This window comes from Portibacter lacus (genome assembly GCF_021533215.1).
GTDB lineage: Bacteria > Bacteroidota > Bacteroidia > Chitinophagales > Saprospiraceae > Portibacter > Portibacter lacus.
Window position 1 is genome coordinate 77,821 of sequence record NZ_JAJNKA010000020.1, and the last position, 16,319, is coordinate 94,139.

General features: G+C 35.6%; 12 protein-coding genes. 10 read left to right on the forward strand and 2 right to left on the reverse strand.

Annotation, left to right across the window (positions count from 1 at the left end):
* Position 1 precedes the first annotated feature (1 nt).
* The 7 genes from porZ (at position 2) to L2586_RS23015 (ending at position 7,667) form a co-directional block, all read left to right on the forward strand.
* Positions 2–2,350, forward strand: a complete 2,349-nt coding sequence (gene porZ / locus L2586_RS22985) for a type IX secretion system anionic LPS delivery protein PorZ (protein WP_235295349.1) — start codon at positions 2–4, stop codon at positions 2,348–2,350.
* 87 nt (positions 2,351–2,437) lie between these two features.
* Positions 2,438–3,511 carry a lysylphosphatidylglycerol synthase transmembrane domain-containing protein gene (locus tag L2586_RS22990; RefSeq protein WP_235295350.1) on the forward strand — a complete coding sequence of 358 codons (1,074 nt, stop codon included), beginning with the start codon at positions 2,438–2,440 and terminating at the stop codon, positions 3,509–3,511.
* A gap of 3 nt (positions 3,512–3,514) precedes the next feature.
* On the forward strand, positions 3,515–4,291 hold the full coding sequence (locus L2586_RS22995) for a nitrilase family protein (protein WP_235295351.1): 777 nt from the start codon (positions 3,515–3,517) through the stop codon (positions 4,289–4,291).
* 102 nt (positions 4,292–4,393) lie between these two features.
* On the forward strand, positions 4,394–5,497 hold the full coding sequence (locus L2586_RS23000) for a T9SS type A sorting domain-containing protein (RefSeq protein WP_235295352.1): 1,104 nt from the start codon (positions 4,394–4,396) through the stop codon (positions 5,495–5,497).
* Between the two features lie 121 nt (positions 5,498–5,618).
* Positions 5,619–5,957 carry a type II toxin-antitoxin system HigB family toxin gene (locus L2586_RS23005; protein ID WP_235295353.1) on the forward strand — a complete coding sequence of 113 codons (339 nt, stop codon included), beginning with the start codon at positions 5,619–5,621 and terminating at the stop codon, positions 5,955–5,957.
* Position 5,958: 1 nt separating this feature from the next.
* The gene (locus L2586_RS23010; protein WP_235295354.1) at positions 5,959–6,519 is read left to right on the forward strand and encodes a helix-turn-helix domain-containing protein; all 561 of its coding nucleotides are present in this window, start codon (positions 5,959–5,961) and stop codon (positions 6,517–6,519) included.
* 179 nt (positions 6,520–6,698) lie between these two features.
* Positions 6,699–7,667, forward strand: a complete 969-nt coding sequence (locus L2586_RS23015) for a Fic family protein (protein WP_407990189.1) — start codon at positions 6,699–6,701, stop codon at positions 7,665–7,667.
* A gap of 300 nt (positions 7,668–7,967) precedes the next feature.
* On the opposite strand, the gene ddlA is transcribed toward L2586_RS23015, so the two are convergent.
* The gene (gene ddlA, locus L2586_RS23020; RefSeq protein WP_235295356.1) at positions 7,968–9,056 is read right to left on the reverse strand and encodes a D-alanine--D-alanine ligase; all 1,089 of its coding nucleotides are present in this window, start codon (positions 9,054–9,056) and stop codon (positions 7,968–7,970) included.
* A gap of 84 nt (positions 9,057–9,140) precedes the next feature.
* On the opposite strand from ddlA, the gene L2586_RS23025 reads away from it, so the two are divergent.
* Complete coding sequence (locus L2586_RS23025) at positions 9,141–11,372, forward strand: efflux RND transporter permease subunit (RefSeq protein ID WP_235295357.1); 2,232 nt, start codon at positions 9,141–9,143, stop codon at positions 11,370–11,372.
* 276 nt (positions 11,373–11,648) lie between these two features.
* Positions 11,649–13,178 carry an L-piperidine-6-carboxylate dehydrogenase gene (amaB, locus tag L2586_RS23030; RefSeq protein ID WP_235295358.1) on the forward strand — a complete coding sequence of 510 codons (1,530 nt, stop codon included), beginning with the start codon at positions 11,649–11,651 and terminating at the stop codon, positions 13,176–13,178.
* A gap of 186 nt (positions 13,179–13,364) precedes the next feature.
* Here the strand turns inward: amaB and L2586_RS23035 are convergent, their stop codons facing one another.
* Positions 13,365–13,559 carry a cold-shock protein gene (locus L2586_RS23035; protein ID WP_235295359.1) on the reverse strand — a complete coding sequence of 65 codons (195 nt, stop codon included), beginning with the start codon at positions 13,557–13,559 and terminating at the stop codon, positions 13,365–13,367.
* 938 nt (positions 13,560–14,497) lie between these two features.
* Here L2586_RS23035 and L2586_RS23040 point away from each other — a divergent pair.
* Entirely contained in the window at positions 14,498–15,844 is a 1,347-nt protein-coding gene (locus tag L2586_RS23040) for a c-type cytochrome domain-containing protein (protein ID WP_317218965.1), read from the forward strand.
* Positions 15,845–16,319: the final 475 nt, after the last annotated feature.

A 16,319-nucleotide genomic window follows, 5' to 3' on the forward strand; every position in this document is an offset into this window, starting at 1 on the left:
AATGGAAAAAACGCTACTGATATTTTTGTGCTTGCTTCTTTCCTGCTTGAACATACAAAGTCAGCAAAATCTTGGTTTCGGAGAATGGGTATCACATCTACCTTATCAGAGAGGTCTTGCTGTAACTCAAAGCCCCACTAAAGTTTACTTTGGTACAGACTGGTCCGTTATGTCGATAGATAAAGCAGATTTTACATTGGATTTTATTAGCAAAGTTTCTGGACTATCAACTATCGGTGTTAGCGATGCGAGTTCTGGCGGTCTGAAATATGACCCAACCTCAGAGAACTTACTCATTTATTATACGAATAGTGAAATCGATATTCTAACTGAAGATGGTGTTGTAAATATTGCGGATATAAAGAATAACCTCGGGATCATAGGTGATAAGAGAATATATGATGTTCATTTTGATGAGCAAGATATGGCTTACCTTTCTACTGGTTTCGGTGTTGTTTCTCTAAACATGGAAAATTTTGAGTTTGGCTTTACAACTCAGATGGGCCTCAAAGTTTTTAGTACCACGACGGATGATAATAACAACTTATATGCAGCCACAGAGGATGGAATATATCGGCTTGATATGAATCAGAATTTCAACTTTGGCGATTTTGCGAATTGGGAGTTATTAGGTGATGAAGTAGGCCTGCCTTTAATTTATGAAGCATTAGACATTGATTTCTATGCTAATCAGTTATGGGTGGTTTCTGAGAATAAGATATGGACAAATCCGAATAACTTTTTCGTAGAATTTATAAGTCCAGAGAGTGGTGAGGAATTCAAATTTTTAAGCACGGAAGGCCCAGAACTCATGATAGGATCCAGGTTTCCTAACCAATTTAAGTCGAGAGTTCAATATGTAAATCAAAACTTAGATATTTCGATAGGTGTTCTTGGATGTGCTAACTTTATAAACAATGCGATCGTAGATGAGTCAGGTAGAACATGGTACGCTGATGAATGGGATAGCTTCCGCTATACAGATGGTATCGATGGTAATTGTAATCGAGTATATAATGACTCTCCATTCTCTCAGACGGTAAGTGATCTAGTCGTGAAAGATGGTGTGTTGTATGCAGCATCGGGCGGAGTGACAGAAGGATTTAATGCGCAGTCGAATAGAAATGGAATCTATGTTTATAAGGATGGAAAATGGACCAATTACAAAGAAGGCAATCCAGAGATTTTCAGGACAGAAGATTTTATCAATATATTTAAAATTGCGCTGAATCCGCTTAACAATAATATTTATTTGGGATCATTTTGGGCGGGACTTATGGAGGCTAATTTAGAAGAGAATAGTTTTAAGTTGTATAACAAAGACAACTCACCTATTATTGGTTCAACGGGTGCACCAGATTTAGAGAAAGTTTCCGGCTTAGCATTTGATAGTCAGAATAATTTGTGGATCAGTTCATATGAAGCAGAAAAACCACTTATTGCCTATAGTGCAGAAGGTACTTTTCACAGTTTTGCGGTAAATAGTAGTAACAGAATTGCATCCATAACCGTAGATGACTTTGATTACAAATGGATACAAGCAACAGGTGCATCAGGTGGAATTTTGGTTTATGATGATCAAGGAACTATAAATAACCCTTCAGATGACCGGCAAAAATTTATCAATTCAAGTAATTCTCTATTATTGTCGAATACGGTAAACTGTATTACGAAAGACTTGGATGGTGAAATGTGGGTAGGGACAAGTAACGGGCCTATTGTTTTCGGTTGTGATGTTTTTCAAACGGATAGTGAAGGAAATGAATTTTGCACTGGGACATTGAAAACCGTTCTCGAAGATGAAATTGCAGCTCGATTATTAGAGACTGAGGATATTCGATGTATAGGAATAGATGGTGGAAATCAGAAGTGGTTTGGAACCAGAAACGGTATATTTGTTCAGTCACCTGATGGAACGGAAAAAGTACTGAGGTTTACAACAGAAAATAGCCCTCTATTTAATGATAATATCATTGATCTAGAATTTGATCCAGAAAGTGGTGTAATGTATATCGCTACAGATCGTGGAATTCAAGGTTATAAAACAAATACCACAGAAGGCGGAAAGTATCACAAGCCTAATGTTTATGCTTATCCAAATCCTGTTCGACCTGATTATGATGGGGTAATCGCATTCAAAGGCTTGCCTCGTGATGCTACCATAAAGATTACAGATATAAAAGGACAATTGGTCTATGAATCTAGTGCACTGGGTGGTCAAGCGACGTGGAGCGGCCGTGATTATAACGGTAGAAAAGTTGCTTCTGGAGTATACTTAGTCTTCAGTAACAGCACTGATATTAACCAAGATCCAGATACTGCTGTAACAAAAGTCCTTATTGTTAGATAATTTCATCTATTTTTTGCATCTTTTTAAGTTTAAAATTCAATGCTAGTATGATATTGGGTTTATTACTATTAAAATGATTGTTCCTAGTTGAAGAAAGAAAAGAAAATAGAAAATGTATTAAAGCGGATTAGGATTAATCGCATCGTCCTACCCATGTTGATTGGAATAGGTGTTGTGGTTTTTTTATTGTGGAAACAATTTGATCGATCAGCTTTTAACGATATTGAATGGGGTATATGGACATTAGGGTGGTTAATGCTGGGAGTCTTCTTTTATGTCATTCGACATCTAGCTTATGCCGCCAGATTAGTCATTTTGTCCGATAATGTTTTTTCTTGGCGTAAAGCTATCCAACTTATTTTTATCTGGGAGTTTTCGACAGCGGTTTCACCTACCAGTTTGGGAGGAAGCGCTGTTGCAATGTTTTTCTTATCACAAGAAAAAATAAAAACCGCGAAAGCAGTGACCATTGTGCTGTATTCTGTAGTGCTTGATACGTTGTTTTTTGTGATCAGTCTTCCATTGCTTTATATAATTCTAGGCCCTTTGGTTATCCGGCCAGAAATGGAAACCTTATTTGATATTAATGGTTATGGCATCACTTTTCTATTTGTCTTTTTTGCAATGATGACCTATGGTTTTGTATTTTATTATGGATTATTTCATCGACCTGACCAGATCAAGAAACTGTTGAATTTCATAGGCAATCGTAAAATATTAAGGAGGTTCAAGAAAAAGATTATTAATACAGGAATTGACATAGAAAAAAGTTCTAAAACGCTCAGAGCAAAAAGTCCACTTTTCCACCTTAAAGCAATCTTATCAACGTTTACTGCATGGTTTTTTAAGTTTACTTTAATTTTCTGTGTGATCTATGCCTTTATTCATGACTTACCAAGGACTTTTTATAATACGGCAATGATCTATGGCAGATATGAAACGATGTTTACCATAACTGCTGCAAGTCCGACACCAGGAGGATCTGGGCTTGCGGAGTATTTGTTCGGTGGTTTTTATAGTGATTATGTTCCTATTACACTGGCTGTGGTTATTGCATTCGCATGGCGGCTAATTGCATATTATACCTATCTTTTTGCTGGAGTGATCATCGTTCCTCAATGGATTCGGAAAATCTACAAGAAAAATAAATTATCTTTGTAGCGCATGAAAGTAGCCTTTGTACAGTATGATATTCAGTGGGAGAATGCCCAAGAAAATTTTAATAAAATTGAACAGATTTTAGCAAGCTCTAGTGATCCTTTCGAATTGCTTATTCTTCCCGAAATGTTCAATACGGGCTTTAGTATGGACACCCATAAGAATGCAGAATTAATGTCTGGAAAGACATTGGACTGGATGAAAAGTATCGCTAGAGAATACAATGCAGTTGTAACAGGAAGTCTTATTATTCAAGAAGGAGAAGTCTTTTATAACCGGTTATTGTGGGTGGAACCGAATGGCAACATTGACCATTATGATAAAAAACACTTGTTCACGCTTGCGAAAGAAAATAACTTTTTCGAACCAGGGAAAGAACGTAAAATTTTTAAACTTCAGTCAGAAACGGAGACTTGGAAAATCTGTCCTTTAATTTGCTATGATCTCAGGTTTCCTGTGTGGTCGAGAAATACAGAAGATTACGATTTATTGATTTATGTTGCTAATTTCCCCGAAAAGAGAAAATACGCTTGGTCCCAGTTACTGATCAGTAGAGCGATAGAGAATCAGAGCTATACCATCGGTGTTAATAGAATAGGATTAGATGGGATTAATATCAATTATTCGGGTGACAGTGTTGCTTTAAACTATGAAGGTAAGAAGCTTGTAGACTGCCATTCAGAGGAAGGTATATTCTATGTCAATTTGTCCAAGGAAAAGCAAGTTGCGTATAGAAGAGCTTATAATTTCCTTAGAGATCGGGATCTATTCTCCATAGTTTAATTTGATTTTCAATGTGTTCACAGATACATTTCTGCGATATTTAAGAAGGACGAACCTTGATTAGTATTATGAATATTACCTTTAGGGTCTAAAGACTTATTAATGAGGATTATTTTATGCTTACTTAGTTTCTTATACTTCAATATCGCAGCAGCTCAATTATCTTATACTGCTGAACAACACTTCTCAGTGGGTACATCGATAGAGTATGAAGTGACTAATCTTGTAAATCTCGATGTGGATTTTTCTACAACTGGTGAAAACACCAATTGGGAATATCTTGACTTTACTCAGACCAGAAAGGATACCACCGATTTTATAGATCCTGAAGATAGTGGATACAAGTCTTCATTTTGTCTATCTAATTTTTACGTTTTTAATTGTAATAGTAAGTTTGACGAAGTGACGAGTGTAGCGGTGAAAGGTGCAGATACTTTAGGTTTTGGTGAAATCAAAGCGGAAAACATAGTTCGTCACTATCTCAAGAATGATAATGCCTATTCTGAAACAATGATAGGAATGACGGTAGCGGTGAATGGAATTTCCATTCCTGTGGGTATAGAATATGAAAAAGCAGATACCCAACTTGCATTTCCTTTAGCATTCGGAAAGGTGGATAGTTCTGAAAGTCGCTTAGTAATAGACTTAGAGTCTATAGGAGTTAATGCTAGGATTGCTCGGAATGGGAGAAGACTTAACAGCGTGGACGGTAGTGGCACCTTAAAAACTCCAGCTGGGACTTATAATAATGTAATAAAGATGAAAACGCTGATCTTTAATATGGATACCACAAGCTATGATTCCTCTATATTTCCGATCTCAACAACGATGGTTGAATATAAATGGTATGCAGAAGGGTTTTCAGGACCAGTTCTTCAAGCTAGTGGCGTAGTACTGGGAGATTCAGAGGTGATTAGTGAAGTTCGCTATCAGAAAAACGCGGAAGTTTCATCCTTGAGTAATGTTGCGAAGGCAAATAACGTAGCGATATTTCCGAATCCTTTTCATTCGGAATTAAATATCAGATCGACAGATTTCGAAGTGGATGAAATAAAGATTTATAATGTTTTAGGTCAATGTGTATTTTCTCATGAGACGGAAAGTAATCATACGAGTATTCAACCCAAGCTAAAGACTGGTTATTATTTCTTAGTAATTTATAGTGATGGAAAGAGAGCCATAACACGAAAAATCACCTCATTGTAATTCATCCAAGGGTTCATGTTTCCGTAACTTAGATATTCTAGTTCTATGTAATGCAAATCAAAATACACAAACACAAACAGTTCATATCAAATAAGAACTTTATTTCTTATATTTACGTTTAATGAAAGTAAGGTATCGAAGAATTCTTGAAAAATATGCAAAAAAGAGAAGAGGCAACAAGAAACTAGAAAGTGAAATCATTAGCCTTTTAGAGACACTTGAAAATGCAAATTGGTCAACACAAGAAGAGATCAAATTTAATAGACCTGATGCAGATAAAGTACATTCAAACGGTTTCTACTTTTTCAATATTTCTGTCGATCGAACCATGGTTTTAATTGAACTAGATCATGACAGAGCTTCAATAATATGGTGTGGAAATCATGATAGTTACGAATCAACTTTTAAGAATAATAAGACGACCATTAGAAAATGGCTTCAATCAAAAAAATTGATCTAATATGGAAAATGAATTTAATATCAACAAAGTAATTAAACGCGGCTCAATTAAAAACGAACTTGAATTAGAGTACGCTTCTCTTGCCGAAAGGCAATTAAAACTATTGTCTAAAGAAAATCCGAAAGCCAAAATTAAGTATTCACAAATAATGGAACTTATTGATGCTTACGAAGCCAAACACTGGACAAATCGAGATCAAATTACAGATTCACAAGTCGAAGAAAGTGATAAAGCTGAACTCATTGTCCAACAACATCTAGAATTTATTGAAAAACGTAAAAAACTTATAAGATCCAAACTGAAAAAGCTTGGCCTGAACCAGCAAGAATTTGGAAAAGTGCTAGGTCATGATAATAAGTCTTATATATCTGAACTAATGAATGGGATAATACCATTTTCATTGAAAGATCTCATAGTAACTAGCAAACTACTTAAAATTAATCTCAACAAATTAATCCCAACTCAAATTCCAGAAGAAGAAAAAGTTAAAATTGAAAAAACGATAAATAAACTAGGCAAACCGATGCTAAAACTGGATAAGAAAGAATTCGCATTTAGCTAAAAGTGCAAAGCACTATATAGAACAGGCAGCGAAGACGATCATTCCTCGTTCCTCGGAACGCCGCTTGCTGCGATTCCGTTAGGTCTAATTGTCATAAAATCATTTGAGCTAAATATCTAAACTAGACGCTTTAATTATCATTTTCTGTATCTTTGATACTATCAAATGATAGTATTGTGATTAATAAATATTTTGAGGGCACTTCAAAAATTATCAACCTTTCCACAGAAATAGGCAAACTTTTGGGTGTTGTCGATTCAACTTATTTAAGAAAACCAGAAGCTGCACTTAGAAAGGAAAATCGAATTAAGTCTATTCAATCATCATTAGAGATCGAGGGTAATACACTTTCAATTGATCAAGTGACAACGCTATTTAACAACAAAAGAGTTTTAGGACCAGCAAAAGATATTTTGGAAGTTCAAAATGCTATAAATGTGTACAGTCAACTTGATTGTTTTGATGCCTTTAAACTTGATTCATATCTATCAGCTCACAAACTTTTGATGAATGGACTTGTAGGCAAACCAGGTCAACTTCGAACTAAAGGAGTTGGTATATTTAAAGTAGATGAAGTAGCTCATATGGCTCCCCCAGCTTGGAATGTCCAACATTTGATGAGTCTACTTTTCGACTATTTGAAGAATGGTGATGACAATCTTATCATTAAGAGTTGTGTGTTTCACTATGAAATGGAATTTATACATCCGTTTATGGATGGGAATGGAAGAATGGGTCGATTATGGCAAACGGTAATTTTAATGAACGAGAATCCAGTCTTTGAATTTTTACCAATTGAAGTCGAAGTCAGAAATACTCAACAAGATTATTACAAAAGTTTATCTATTTCAGATAAACAAGGAATTTCAACAGTTTTTGTAGAGTATATGCTTGAGATAATTCTCAAATCATTAAAACAATTAGTAACAGAACAACGAAGTCAACTTTCAGATATTGAAAGAGTCGAGTATTTCATTGAGAATTTCAAACAGGAAAATTTCGTAAGAAAGGATTATTTGAATATGTTTAAAGATATTTCAAGTGCAACAGCATCAAGAGATTTGAGAAAAGGTGTGGAAGAAGGTTTTTTTGCAAAGAAAGGAGACAAAAGTAAAACGAATTATCTAGTCAAAAAATCCGTGAACTAGATCTAACATTATGCATGGAGAATATTTCGCTCATACTCACCATGCAATTGACAATTAGGATTGTTTAATTAGTGACGCCAAATGAAAAGGCAACCGAAGGAATCAACTATTACATTTACGCTATATTCTTTCACAGAGGAGATCTTTTGTTTCTTTTGCATGGGTGGCAAAAGAAAAGATAATAATTCTACAGCGAAAAGTCACCTCCATGAAATTTAGCCAAAGGTTCACTTTTCCTCCTCTTAAGCTTACTAAGCATTTTATTTAATTATAACCGATAAAGTCCGATCCAAGATTATATTAATTCCTTAACGCGTCATCTTCTGCGAAACGATCCATTGCAAAGTGGATTAACTTCGTAATCAATTCTTTTTGCGGAATTCCAGAATATGCCCATAATTTAGGATACATGGAAACAGAGGTAAATCCAGGCAAGGTGTTGACCTCATTAACAATAAGTTCACCATTAGCCTTAAGGAAAAAGTCAACTCTAGTCATACCACTTAACTCTAGCAAATGGTAAGTTTCTACAGCGGCCTCCATCATTCGCTTCGTTGTGGCTTCATCTAACTCGGCAGGTATTGCAAGTGCAGCTCCATCTTCATCTACATACTTGTTTTCGAAAGAATACCAACTCGACTTCGGTAAGATTTCACCTGGAACAGAAGCCTGAGCGTTATCGTTTCCTAATACAGCAACTTCTATTTCTCGGCCTGTCACTTTCTCTTCCACTATAACTTTTCGGTCATATTCGAATCCTTCTGCTAATGCTTTATTGAATTCTTCTTCATTCTGGACGAAGGAAACTCCAACAGAAGAACCTAAGTTAGCTGGCTTAACGAAAAGTTCGTTGCCAAGTTTTTCAATCACTTCCTTATAAGAAGGATTCTTAGCACTGCCTTTTCTAAACGTAAAAAAGTCCGCGATTCCTATTCCTCCATCTCTTAAAATCTTCTTCATGATATCCTTATCCATTCCTAGAGCAGAACCTAGAATTCCGCAACCAACACAAGGAAGGTTTGCTAATTTAGCAAGACCTTGGACAGATCCATCCTCACCGAATGTACCATGAAGAACTGGATAGATGACATCGATCTCAAGTTGAGGTGTTCCATCTGCTACACTGATCAATCGGTGGTCATTTCCATTATGCGATAAAATCACTTCCGCACCACCTTTGCTCATAGAAACCAGTTTTGGATTGTCAGCATTCAGAAGATCCATGGAGTCATTCTTTAAGTGCCATTTTCCAGCTTTGTCGATACCAATAAGGATGGGTTCGAATAATTCTCTGTCTATCGAGGAAATGACATTTTTAGCTGATAACAGCGATATCTGATGTTCTGCTGATCTTCCACCAAAAAGAATAGCAACTTTAAGTTTTTTCATTTTGTTGATTTATTGGGCCGAAGATAAAAACTTTGCACGTATTTAATTGTAATTACAATAAGCAATTAAATACATTTGCCGCACATGGTTAAGAAACTAAGAATTCCGATTATTATCGCATTTGCATTAATGGCAGTATACAGTCTGACATTCATGTTTAAACTTAATTTCCAGTTCGACTTCGAATCCTTTTTTCCTAAGGATGATCCGGAACTCGCAATCTTTAAAGACTTTATTAAGGATTTTGAAACAGATGATAATTTTCTGTTAATCGGCCTGAAAAGGGAAGAAGGAATTTTTGATCAGAAATTTTTGACAGATCTTCACGATCTAACGATTAAAGCAAGAGATCTTCCTCATGTTTTAGAAGCAGAATCTATAACGAAGTTTTCGTACCCATTAATTACGCCTTTCGGTGTAACAGCGATTCCAGCTATACACATAGACGACCCTTCTAAATACCCAATGGAAAGGGAAAAGCTCCTTGAAGATGAAAGGCTTCTAGATTACTTGGTTTCAAGAGATGGGAAGTCAACAGCAATAGCACTGAAGACTGTGGATGCGATCAGGTTAGATCAATCTAAAGAATTATTAGGTGGCTTAGAAGCGCTCATAGATTCTTATGATTTTGAAGAGTCTCATTTACTGGGAAGAGCTGTTTTTCAGAAAGAACTGGTGCGAATGCAAGTCAGGGAAATCTTAGTGTCGACCATTATAGCTGGGACATTGGTTTTCTTAATTATGCTATTTATATATAGGCGGGCGCTGACCGTAGCGATTGCGCTGACATCCATTGGTCTCGGGATGACTTTGTTTATGGGATACTTAGGAATATCAGGTCAAGCTTTAAGTGCAATGACTGGATTGTATCCGATATTGATGATCATAGTCGGTACATCAGACGTTATTCACATTATGAGTAAATACCTGGATGAGCTAGAAAAAGGCAATCCGCCTAATAGTTCTATTCTTGTTACGATCAAAGAAATTGGCCTTGCCACCCTATTAACTTCAGTCACTACTGCAGTAGGCTTCACTACTTTGTTAACCAGCAAGATTACACCGATAAGAGAATTTGGTGTGAACGCAGCAGTAGGAGTAATGATCGCATATGTAACGGTCGTTTTATTTACTTCAGCGGTGTTAAGTTTCTATGACTTAAATAAATTGACCTCAGAAAAAACGAGGACCAACTTCTGGAACAAATGGATGACTTGGGCTTATAAGGCTTCATTTAATAATAAGGCGATCTGGACTTCTATCATAGCTTTTTTGGTTTTCTGTGGAGTTGGTATTTCTATGGTGACAACAAATTATAAGATCGAATCGAATCTACCTATTGGAGCGAAGATTACCAAAGATTATTATTTCTTCGAAGATGAATTCGTAGGTTTCAGACCAGTAGAAGTCGCTGTAACTACAGATGGAAATATTTATGATTATGAAATCATGAAGGAAATCAATAAGGTCGAAGAAAAATTCAAAGAAGATGGTCATTTTAAAGCCATTCGATCTCAGACAATGGTCTATAAGAGTATTGCCCAGATGTATGGTGGAAATAATCACGATAATTATAAGTTTCCTGAAACGGAAGCAGAGTATAATAAGTACAAAGAGATCGCCGCTAAGATACCTAAGTTGAGCAATAATATTTTAGTAGGAAAGAACGCCAAAAAGGCAAGGGTTATTTCAAGAATGAATGATGTAGGAGCGGATAGTGTGAAAGTTATTGTAGAAAATCTGGATACTTGGATTAATCAAAATACAGACACCAGTCTGGTTAACTTTAATGTTACCGGGACAGCTATGTTGCTGGATAAAAATGTTGAATATGCGAGGAGGAGCTTGTTAACAGGATTAGCGATAGCAATCATCATTGTAGGATTCTTAATGGCCTTGCTATTTAAAAATTGGAGGTACTTAATCATAGCGCTTGTTCCTAATATCTTCCCACTTCTATTTGCAGGAGCGATCCTCGGATTTTTGAATATAGAATTAGAGGCTGGAATTACCATTGTATTTGCCATCATATTCGGAATAGCAGTAGATGATAGTATTCATTTTCTGAGTCGGTTTAAAATTGGTCAAGTGAATGGTATGTCAGTAGAAGAGTCGTTAAAGAATACATTTTTAGAAACAGGAAAAGCCATCTGCATAACAAGTATCATTCTCTTTTTTGGATTTATGGTCTTGCTGTTTTCAGTTCATCCACCAAGCAAATCGATAGGAATTCTTATTGGAATAACTCTAGTCACAGCATTATTAAGCGATTTATTTATCATACCTTTGATGATAAGATTATTAATAAAGCGTTAATAATGGATAAGTAATTTTATCAGAAGCCATAAGAATTATCAGATTTGAATTAAGAATCTTACAAGACTAGCAGCGCTAATTCAAGAGATTTTTAAGAAAAGAAGATGATTCAGATTGTTTTTATGGCAGGTGACATTTCTAAATCCATCTACTTCGTTAATTTTCATCCGATTTAGTTCCACTAAACCGAATAAAAATTGCCTCGAATATGGAATTATTAATGCCATCTGATTTTATTCCTTTATCCATTTTTAACGTTAATAAAAAAGCCACAAAATGAACACTAGTTTTTTAAAAAAATTAGGCCTTAAAAAGTCAAATGAAGGAACTTGGACTGGTCAGAAGTCCATCGGAACTGCAACTGAATATCTGGAATCTTACTCTCCTGTAGATGGGACATTAATCGGAAAAGTAGGTGTCACTTCTGAAAAGGATTATGCTAAAGTTGTAAGAAAAGCGGAAGCAGCATTTATTAAATGGAGAGCTGTGCCTGCTCCTCAGCGAGGAGAAGTTATAAGGCAATATGGAAACGAGCTAAGAACACACAAAGATGCACTAGGTAGATTAGTGAGTTATGAAATGGGAAAGAGCCTGCAAGAAGGTTGGGGAGAAGTTCAGGAAATGATAGACATCTGTGATTTTGCAGTTGGCCTTTCTAGACAGTTATATGGATTGAGTATGCATTCTGAGCGTCCTGGACACAGAATGTATGAACAATGGCATCCACTTGGGATCGTTGGTATAATCAGTGCTTTTAATTTCCCAGTTGCCGTTTGGTCTTGGAATGCTATGATCGCCATGGTTTGTGGAGATGTATGCATATGGAAGGCAAGTGAGAAAACGCCACTATGTGCGATTGCTTGTAATAACATCCTTCAGAAAGTATTAAAAGAAAATAAAGTCCCAGAAGGCGTAAGTTCTATCATTAATGGAGACTATAAAGTAGGTGAATTTATGACCTATGACAGCAGAATTCCATTGATTTCAGCAACTGGAAGTACTAGAATGGGTAAGATAGTAGGAGCAACAGTGGCTTCTAGACTGGGTAAAAGTTTATTAGAATTAGGAGGAAATAATGCGATCATTGTTACTCCGAACTCAGACCTTAGTGTTGTGTTGGCTGGTGCAGTATTCGGTGCAGTAGGAACTTGTGGACAGCGTTGTACTTCTACCAGAAGATTAATTATTCATGAATCGATCTATGATAAGGTCAAAGCTCAATTAAAGAAAGCTTACAAGCAGTTGAAAATTGGTAATCCTTTAGATCCAGCAATGCATGTAGGTCCATTAATTGATAAAGATTCTGTGAATGCTTATTTAGATTCACTAGACGCTATTAAAGAGCAAGGAGGTAAAATGCTTGTTGCTGGTGGAGTTTTGAAAGGTGAAGAATATACTTCAGGCTGTTATGTGAAACCATGTATAGCAGAAGTTGAAAATAGCTACAAGATCGTTCAGCATGAAACATTTGCGCCGATTCTTTATGTAATGAAATATAGCACATTAGATGAAGCTATCGCAATGCAGAATGATGTTCCACAAGGTCTTTCTTCAGCAATTATGACAAATAACCTGAAAGAAGCAGAATTTTTCTTGTCCAATGCAGGATCTGATTGCGGAATTGCTAATGTCAATATAGGAACAAGTGGTGCCGAAATAGGCGGTGCTTTCGGAGGTGAAAAAGAAACAGGTGGAGGAAGAGAAAGTGGCTCTGATGCTTGGAAAGCATATATGAGAAGACAGACTAATACAATTAATTATAGTGATACACTACCTTTAGCGCAAGGAATCAAGTTTGATTTATAGGTAGCATTTTTTGTATGTCAATTTATAAAGGACTCATGGTTTTACGTTTAGTAAAGCTATGAGTTTTTTTTGTGGGCGAGTTTATTCGCTGAAGGAGGCTTAAGATGTTTCCTTACGATAAATATATGCATAAAAAAAGCCCGTCGATTAATCGACAGGCCTATATCATTTAAGATTTAAATGAGCTTATATCACTGAGACATTCACTGCATTCAATCCTTTTTGTCCTTCTTCGACATCATAAGAGACTTTATCTCCTTCATAGATAGTACTACCATCTAAACCATTAGCATGAACAAAAACGTCCTTTCCACCATCTTCTGGTGTAATAAATCCAAACCCTTTGCTGTCATTAAAAAACTTAACTGTACCGTTATTCATTGTAAAAATATATAATTTTAAAATGGCGAATTATTAGATTAATAACCCTACCACCACCATTAACCCTTATTTTAGAATAAAGTTCCATTGTTTGAAAATTAACTGAAATATATTGAAACATTGCGCATTTTATCCGCAAGAAGCATGACCATTTATCTAAGATTTTATGCGCTATCCTGTCTAGAAGGTTATAGGCATTTACAAAAATATTTTACATTTTATTCTGAAAATAGAAGCTACAAATCTTAGCTAAGTATGATGCTAATAGTCATTTTGTTTTAAAAGGAATTTAATGTCTATATTTAAAGGGTAGTTTCGCCATTAATTACCATATCTATCTCAATGAAGACACCTGCAATTATCAAAAAAGATAATTTATTAACAGAGGAAATTGAAAATGTTAATTGGTTTTTAAGGTATTTATTATTGCTCTTCATCACAAATCTAGTATTTACAATTCAGCACCTCTACCTTGAACTCAATTTATATAGTCAATTAATCTATGCGGTCTCCTTTACTATCTTTTTTCAAATATTAGGTCAACTTTCAGTATTGATAATTTATCTTTTTAAAAAATTAAAATTATCACGAAGTAAGATACATGGTAAATCAGAATCACTTGCTTTCATTGGTGGCTTCTACGCTTTATTTATCTGTCTTTTTTTGAATCTATTTCTCGTTATATACAATGTTTATAGATGATAGGATGTAACAAATAATTAATGGTAACGATTTTAAAATTACAAGCTCCTCATAGTTATTGATCTTATTTAACAATGTTTAATTCTTAGTTAAGTCATGTAAAGCTATATCACCCAACATTTTTTCCATTTTTCATGTTAACGTACACCTAATTCTAAATTAGATCATTAGAAGTTGGAGATAAGTCCTCATAAATCAAAATAAATTTTTAGCTTTATAACCATAGAAATATTATGATGAGCTTTGATTTTTCAGTTTTTGTTGGGCGGTTTCACCCTTTGTTTGTGCACCTGCCAATTGGTATGATAATTATTACACTTGTTCTCGAGTTAATCGGAAAAACTGGTAAAAATACTTTGGCCTGGATGTGGTTGATTTCATTTGCTAGTGCACTTTTTTCCATTTTTACGGGATGGCAGCTTTCTATAGGATCTAGTTATCCCGAAAACCAACTTTTCTGGCACAAGTGGCTCGGCATCTCTGTAGCGGCCATTTCCTTTTTGCTTTGGGCAATCACTAAATTTGTTGAAAAACGGAAGAATCTATTTTCTGGGGCCTTAAAAGTTGGACTAATTGTTCTGCTTTCATTAGGTGGGCATATCGGTGGTCAATTAACGCATGGAAATGATTATTTAGTAGAGGCGGCTCCAGGCTTTATAAAAAGTATAGCGGGATATAATCCACCGGAGGCTGTAGATTTGTCAGGGATAGAACCAGATTCCATTACTACTTATGAACATTTGATTTATCCATTCTTAGAGCAAAAGTGTGCGAAATGTCACAATGAGAAATCTATGAGTGGAAATCTAGATATCACTTCTGTTGAAAAACTACTGGAAGGTGGAGATGGAGGTGAAGTTGTGATTCCGGGAGATGTTGACGAAAGTGAATTGTTCAGAAGAGTTACATTGAACCAGAATAATGTGAAATTCATGCCAACTAATGGCGTTCCACTGACCTATTACGAGATGGCGTTGCTGAAATGGTGGATAGAAAATGGTGCACATTTTAAAGAGCAAACTGCGACTATTAAAATGCCTGCAGAAATAATGACAGGTATTAATAAACTTTACAAGATAGATTTCACTCCGAAACCTTGGTATGAGAAAGAATCTGGGCCTAAGATAGATACGATGGCTTTAGAGGCGTTCGCTCAAGGAGGGTTTAAGGTATCAGGAATGTCCAAAAGCGATAACTATTTAGAAGTAAGTCCACTTGGAACGGATTTAGGAAGCCCGATCGATTTCGGTCCATTGAAAGAGAACATTATTATTTTGGACTTGAAGAATACCGAAATATCTGATGCCAATTTCGAGAAGTTGTCTGAACTGAAAAACTTAATTCGCCTTCAACTGAATGGATCGAATACAGAAACAGAAGACTTATTAAAGATAGCTCCTCTGCCACGTTTAGAATCTATTAATCTATATGGCACAAGTATCGATGATGGAGCTTTAGATTATCTAGCGTCTTTCCCTTCACTTAAGAGAATTTATACTTGGCAGACACAAGTAACACCAGAAGGCATTGCTGCATTGCAAGGCAAACGTCCGGATATTTCTGTTGAAAATGGGATTAATTAAAGCTTAAAGCGAAAAAGGAAAGTGTTGATTTTCTTCAAGAAAAAGCACTTGATAGAATCACCTAAAGTTGAGCCTATCAATGTGCTGTAGTTAACAGGTGATTCTGCTTTAAAAATAAACATAAGCTTTCGCTGGTGATCGAACATGTCCGCTAGTATTCGGAAAAGTTCTAAAGATGAGACTATGAATTTTTTTTCCAGAAAAGACCTTACCCATTTCTGCCATCACGCATAGCTCTGCTTAAAATGCAACAGGTCGAAGTAAGGTTTAAAGCAACACTTTTGGTGGAGCAATGCGAGATGATGAAAAGTGTTGTTTTTTTCATGATGTTTAAATCTCGCATTAAAGTGTCATTGCCTGAAATAAGTTGACCACAAATTAAAAGAATTATGAGTGGAAAACAACATTCTGGATTAAATCAGACAGAGCGGCAACGTCGAAGATTTAGTGAAACGTTTAAGAAAAAAAAGGTCAA

Bases quoted from the DNA above. Each gene is read 5' to 3' on its own strand.
- porZ (WP_235295349.1), top strand. From the start codon at position 2: ATGGAAAAAACGCTACTGATATTTTTGTGCTTGCTTCTTTCCTGCTTG.
- L2586_RS22995 (WP_235295351.1), top strand. From the start codon at position 3,515: ATGAAAGTAGCCTTTGTACAGTATGATATTCAGTGGGAGAATGCCCAA.
- L2586_RS23000 (WP_235295352.1), top strand. From the start codon at position 4,394: ATGAGGATTATTTTATGCTTACTTAGTTTCTTATACTTCAATATCGCA.
- L2586_RS23005 (WP_235295353.1), top strand. From the start codon at position 5,619: ATGAAAGTAAGGTATCGAAGAATTCTTGAAAAATATGCAAAAAAGAGA.
- L2586_RS23010 (WP_235295354.1), top strand. From the start codon at position 5,959: ATGGAAAATGAATTTAATATCAACAAAGTAATTAAACGCGGCTCAATT.
- ddlA (WP_235295356.1), bottom strand. From the start codon at position 9,056: ATGAAAAAACTTAAAGTTGCTATTCTTTTTGGTGGAAGATCAGCAGAA.
- L2586_RS23025 (WP_235295357.1), top strand. From the start codon at position 9,141: ATGGTTAAGAAACTAAGAATTCCGATTATTATCGCATTTGCATTAATG.
- amaB (WP_235295358.1), top strand. From the start codon at position 11,649: ATGAACACTAGTTTTTTAAAAAAATTAGGCCTTAAAAAGTCAAATGAA.
- L2586_RS23035 (WP_235295359.1), bottom strand. From the start codon at position 13,559: ATGAATAACGGTACAGTTAAGTTTTTTAATGACAGCAAAGGGTTTGGA.
- L2586_RS23040 (WP_317218965.1), top strand. From the start codon at position 14,498: ATGAGCTTTGATTTTTCAGTTTTTGTTGGGCGGTTTCACCCTTTGTTT.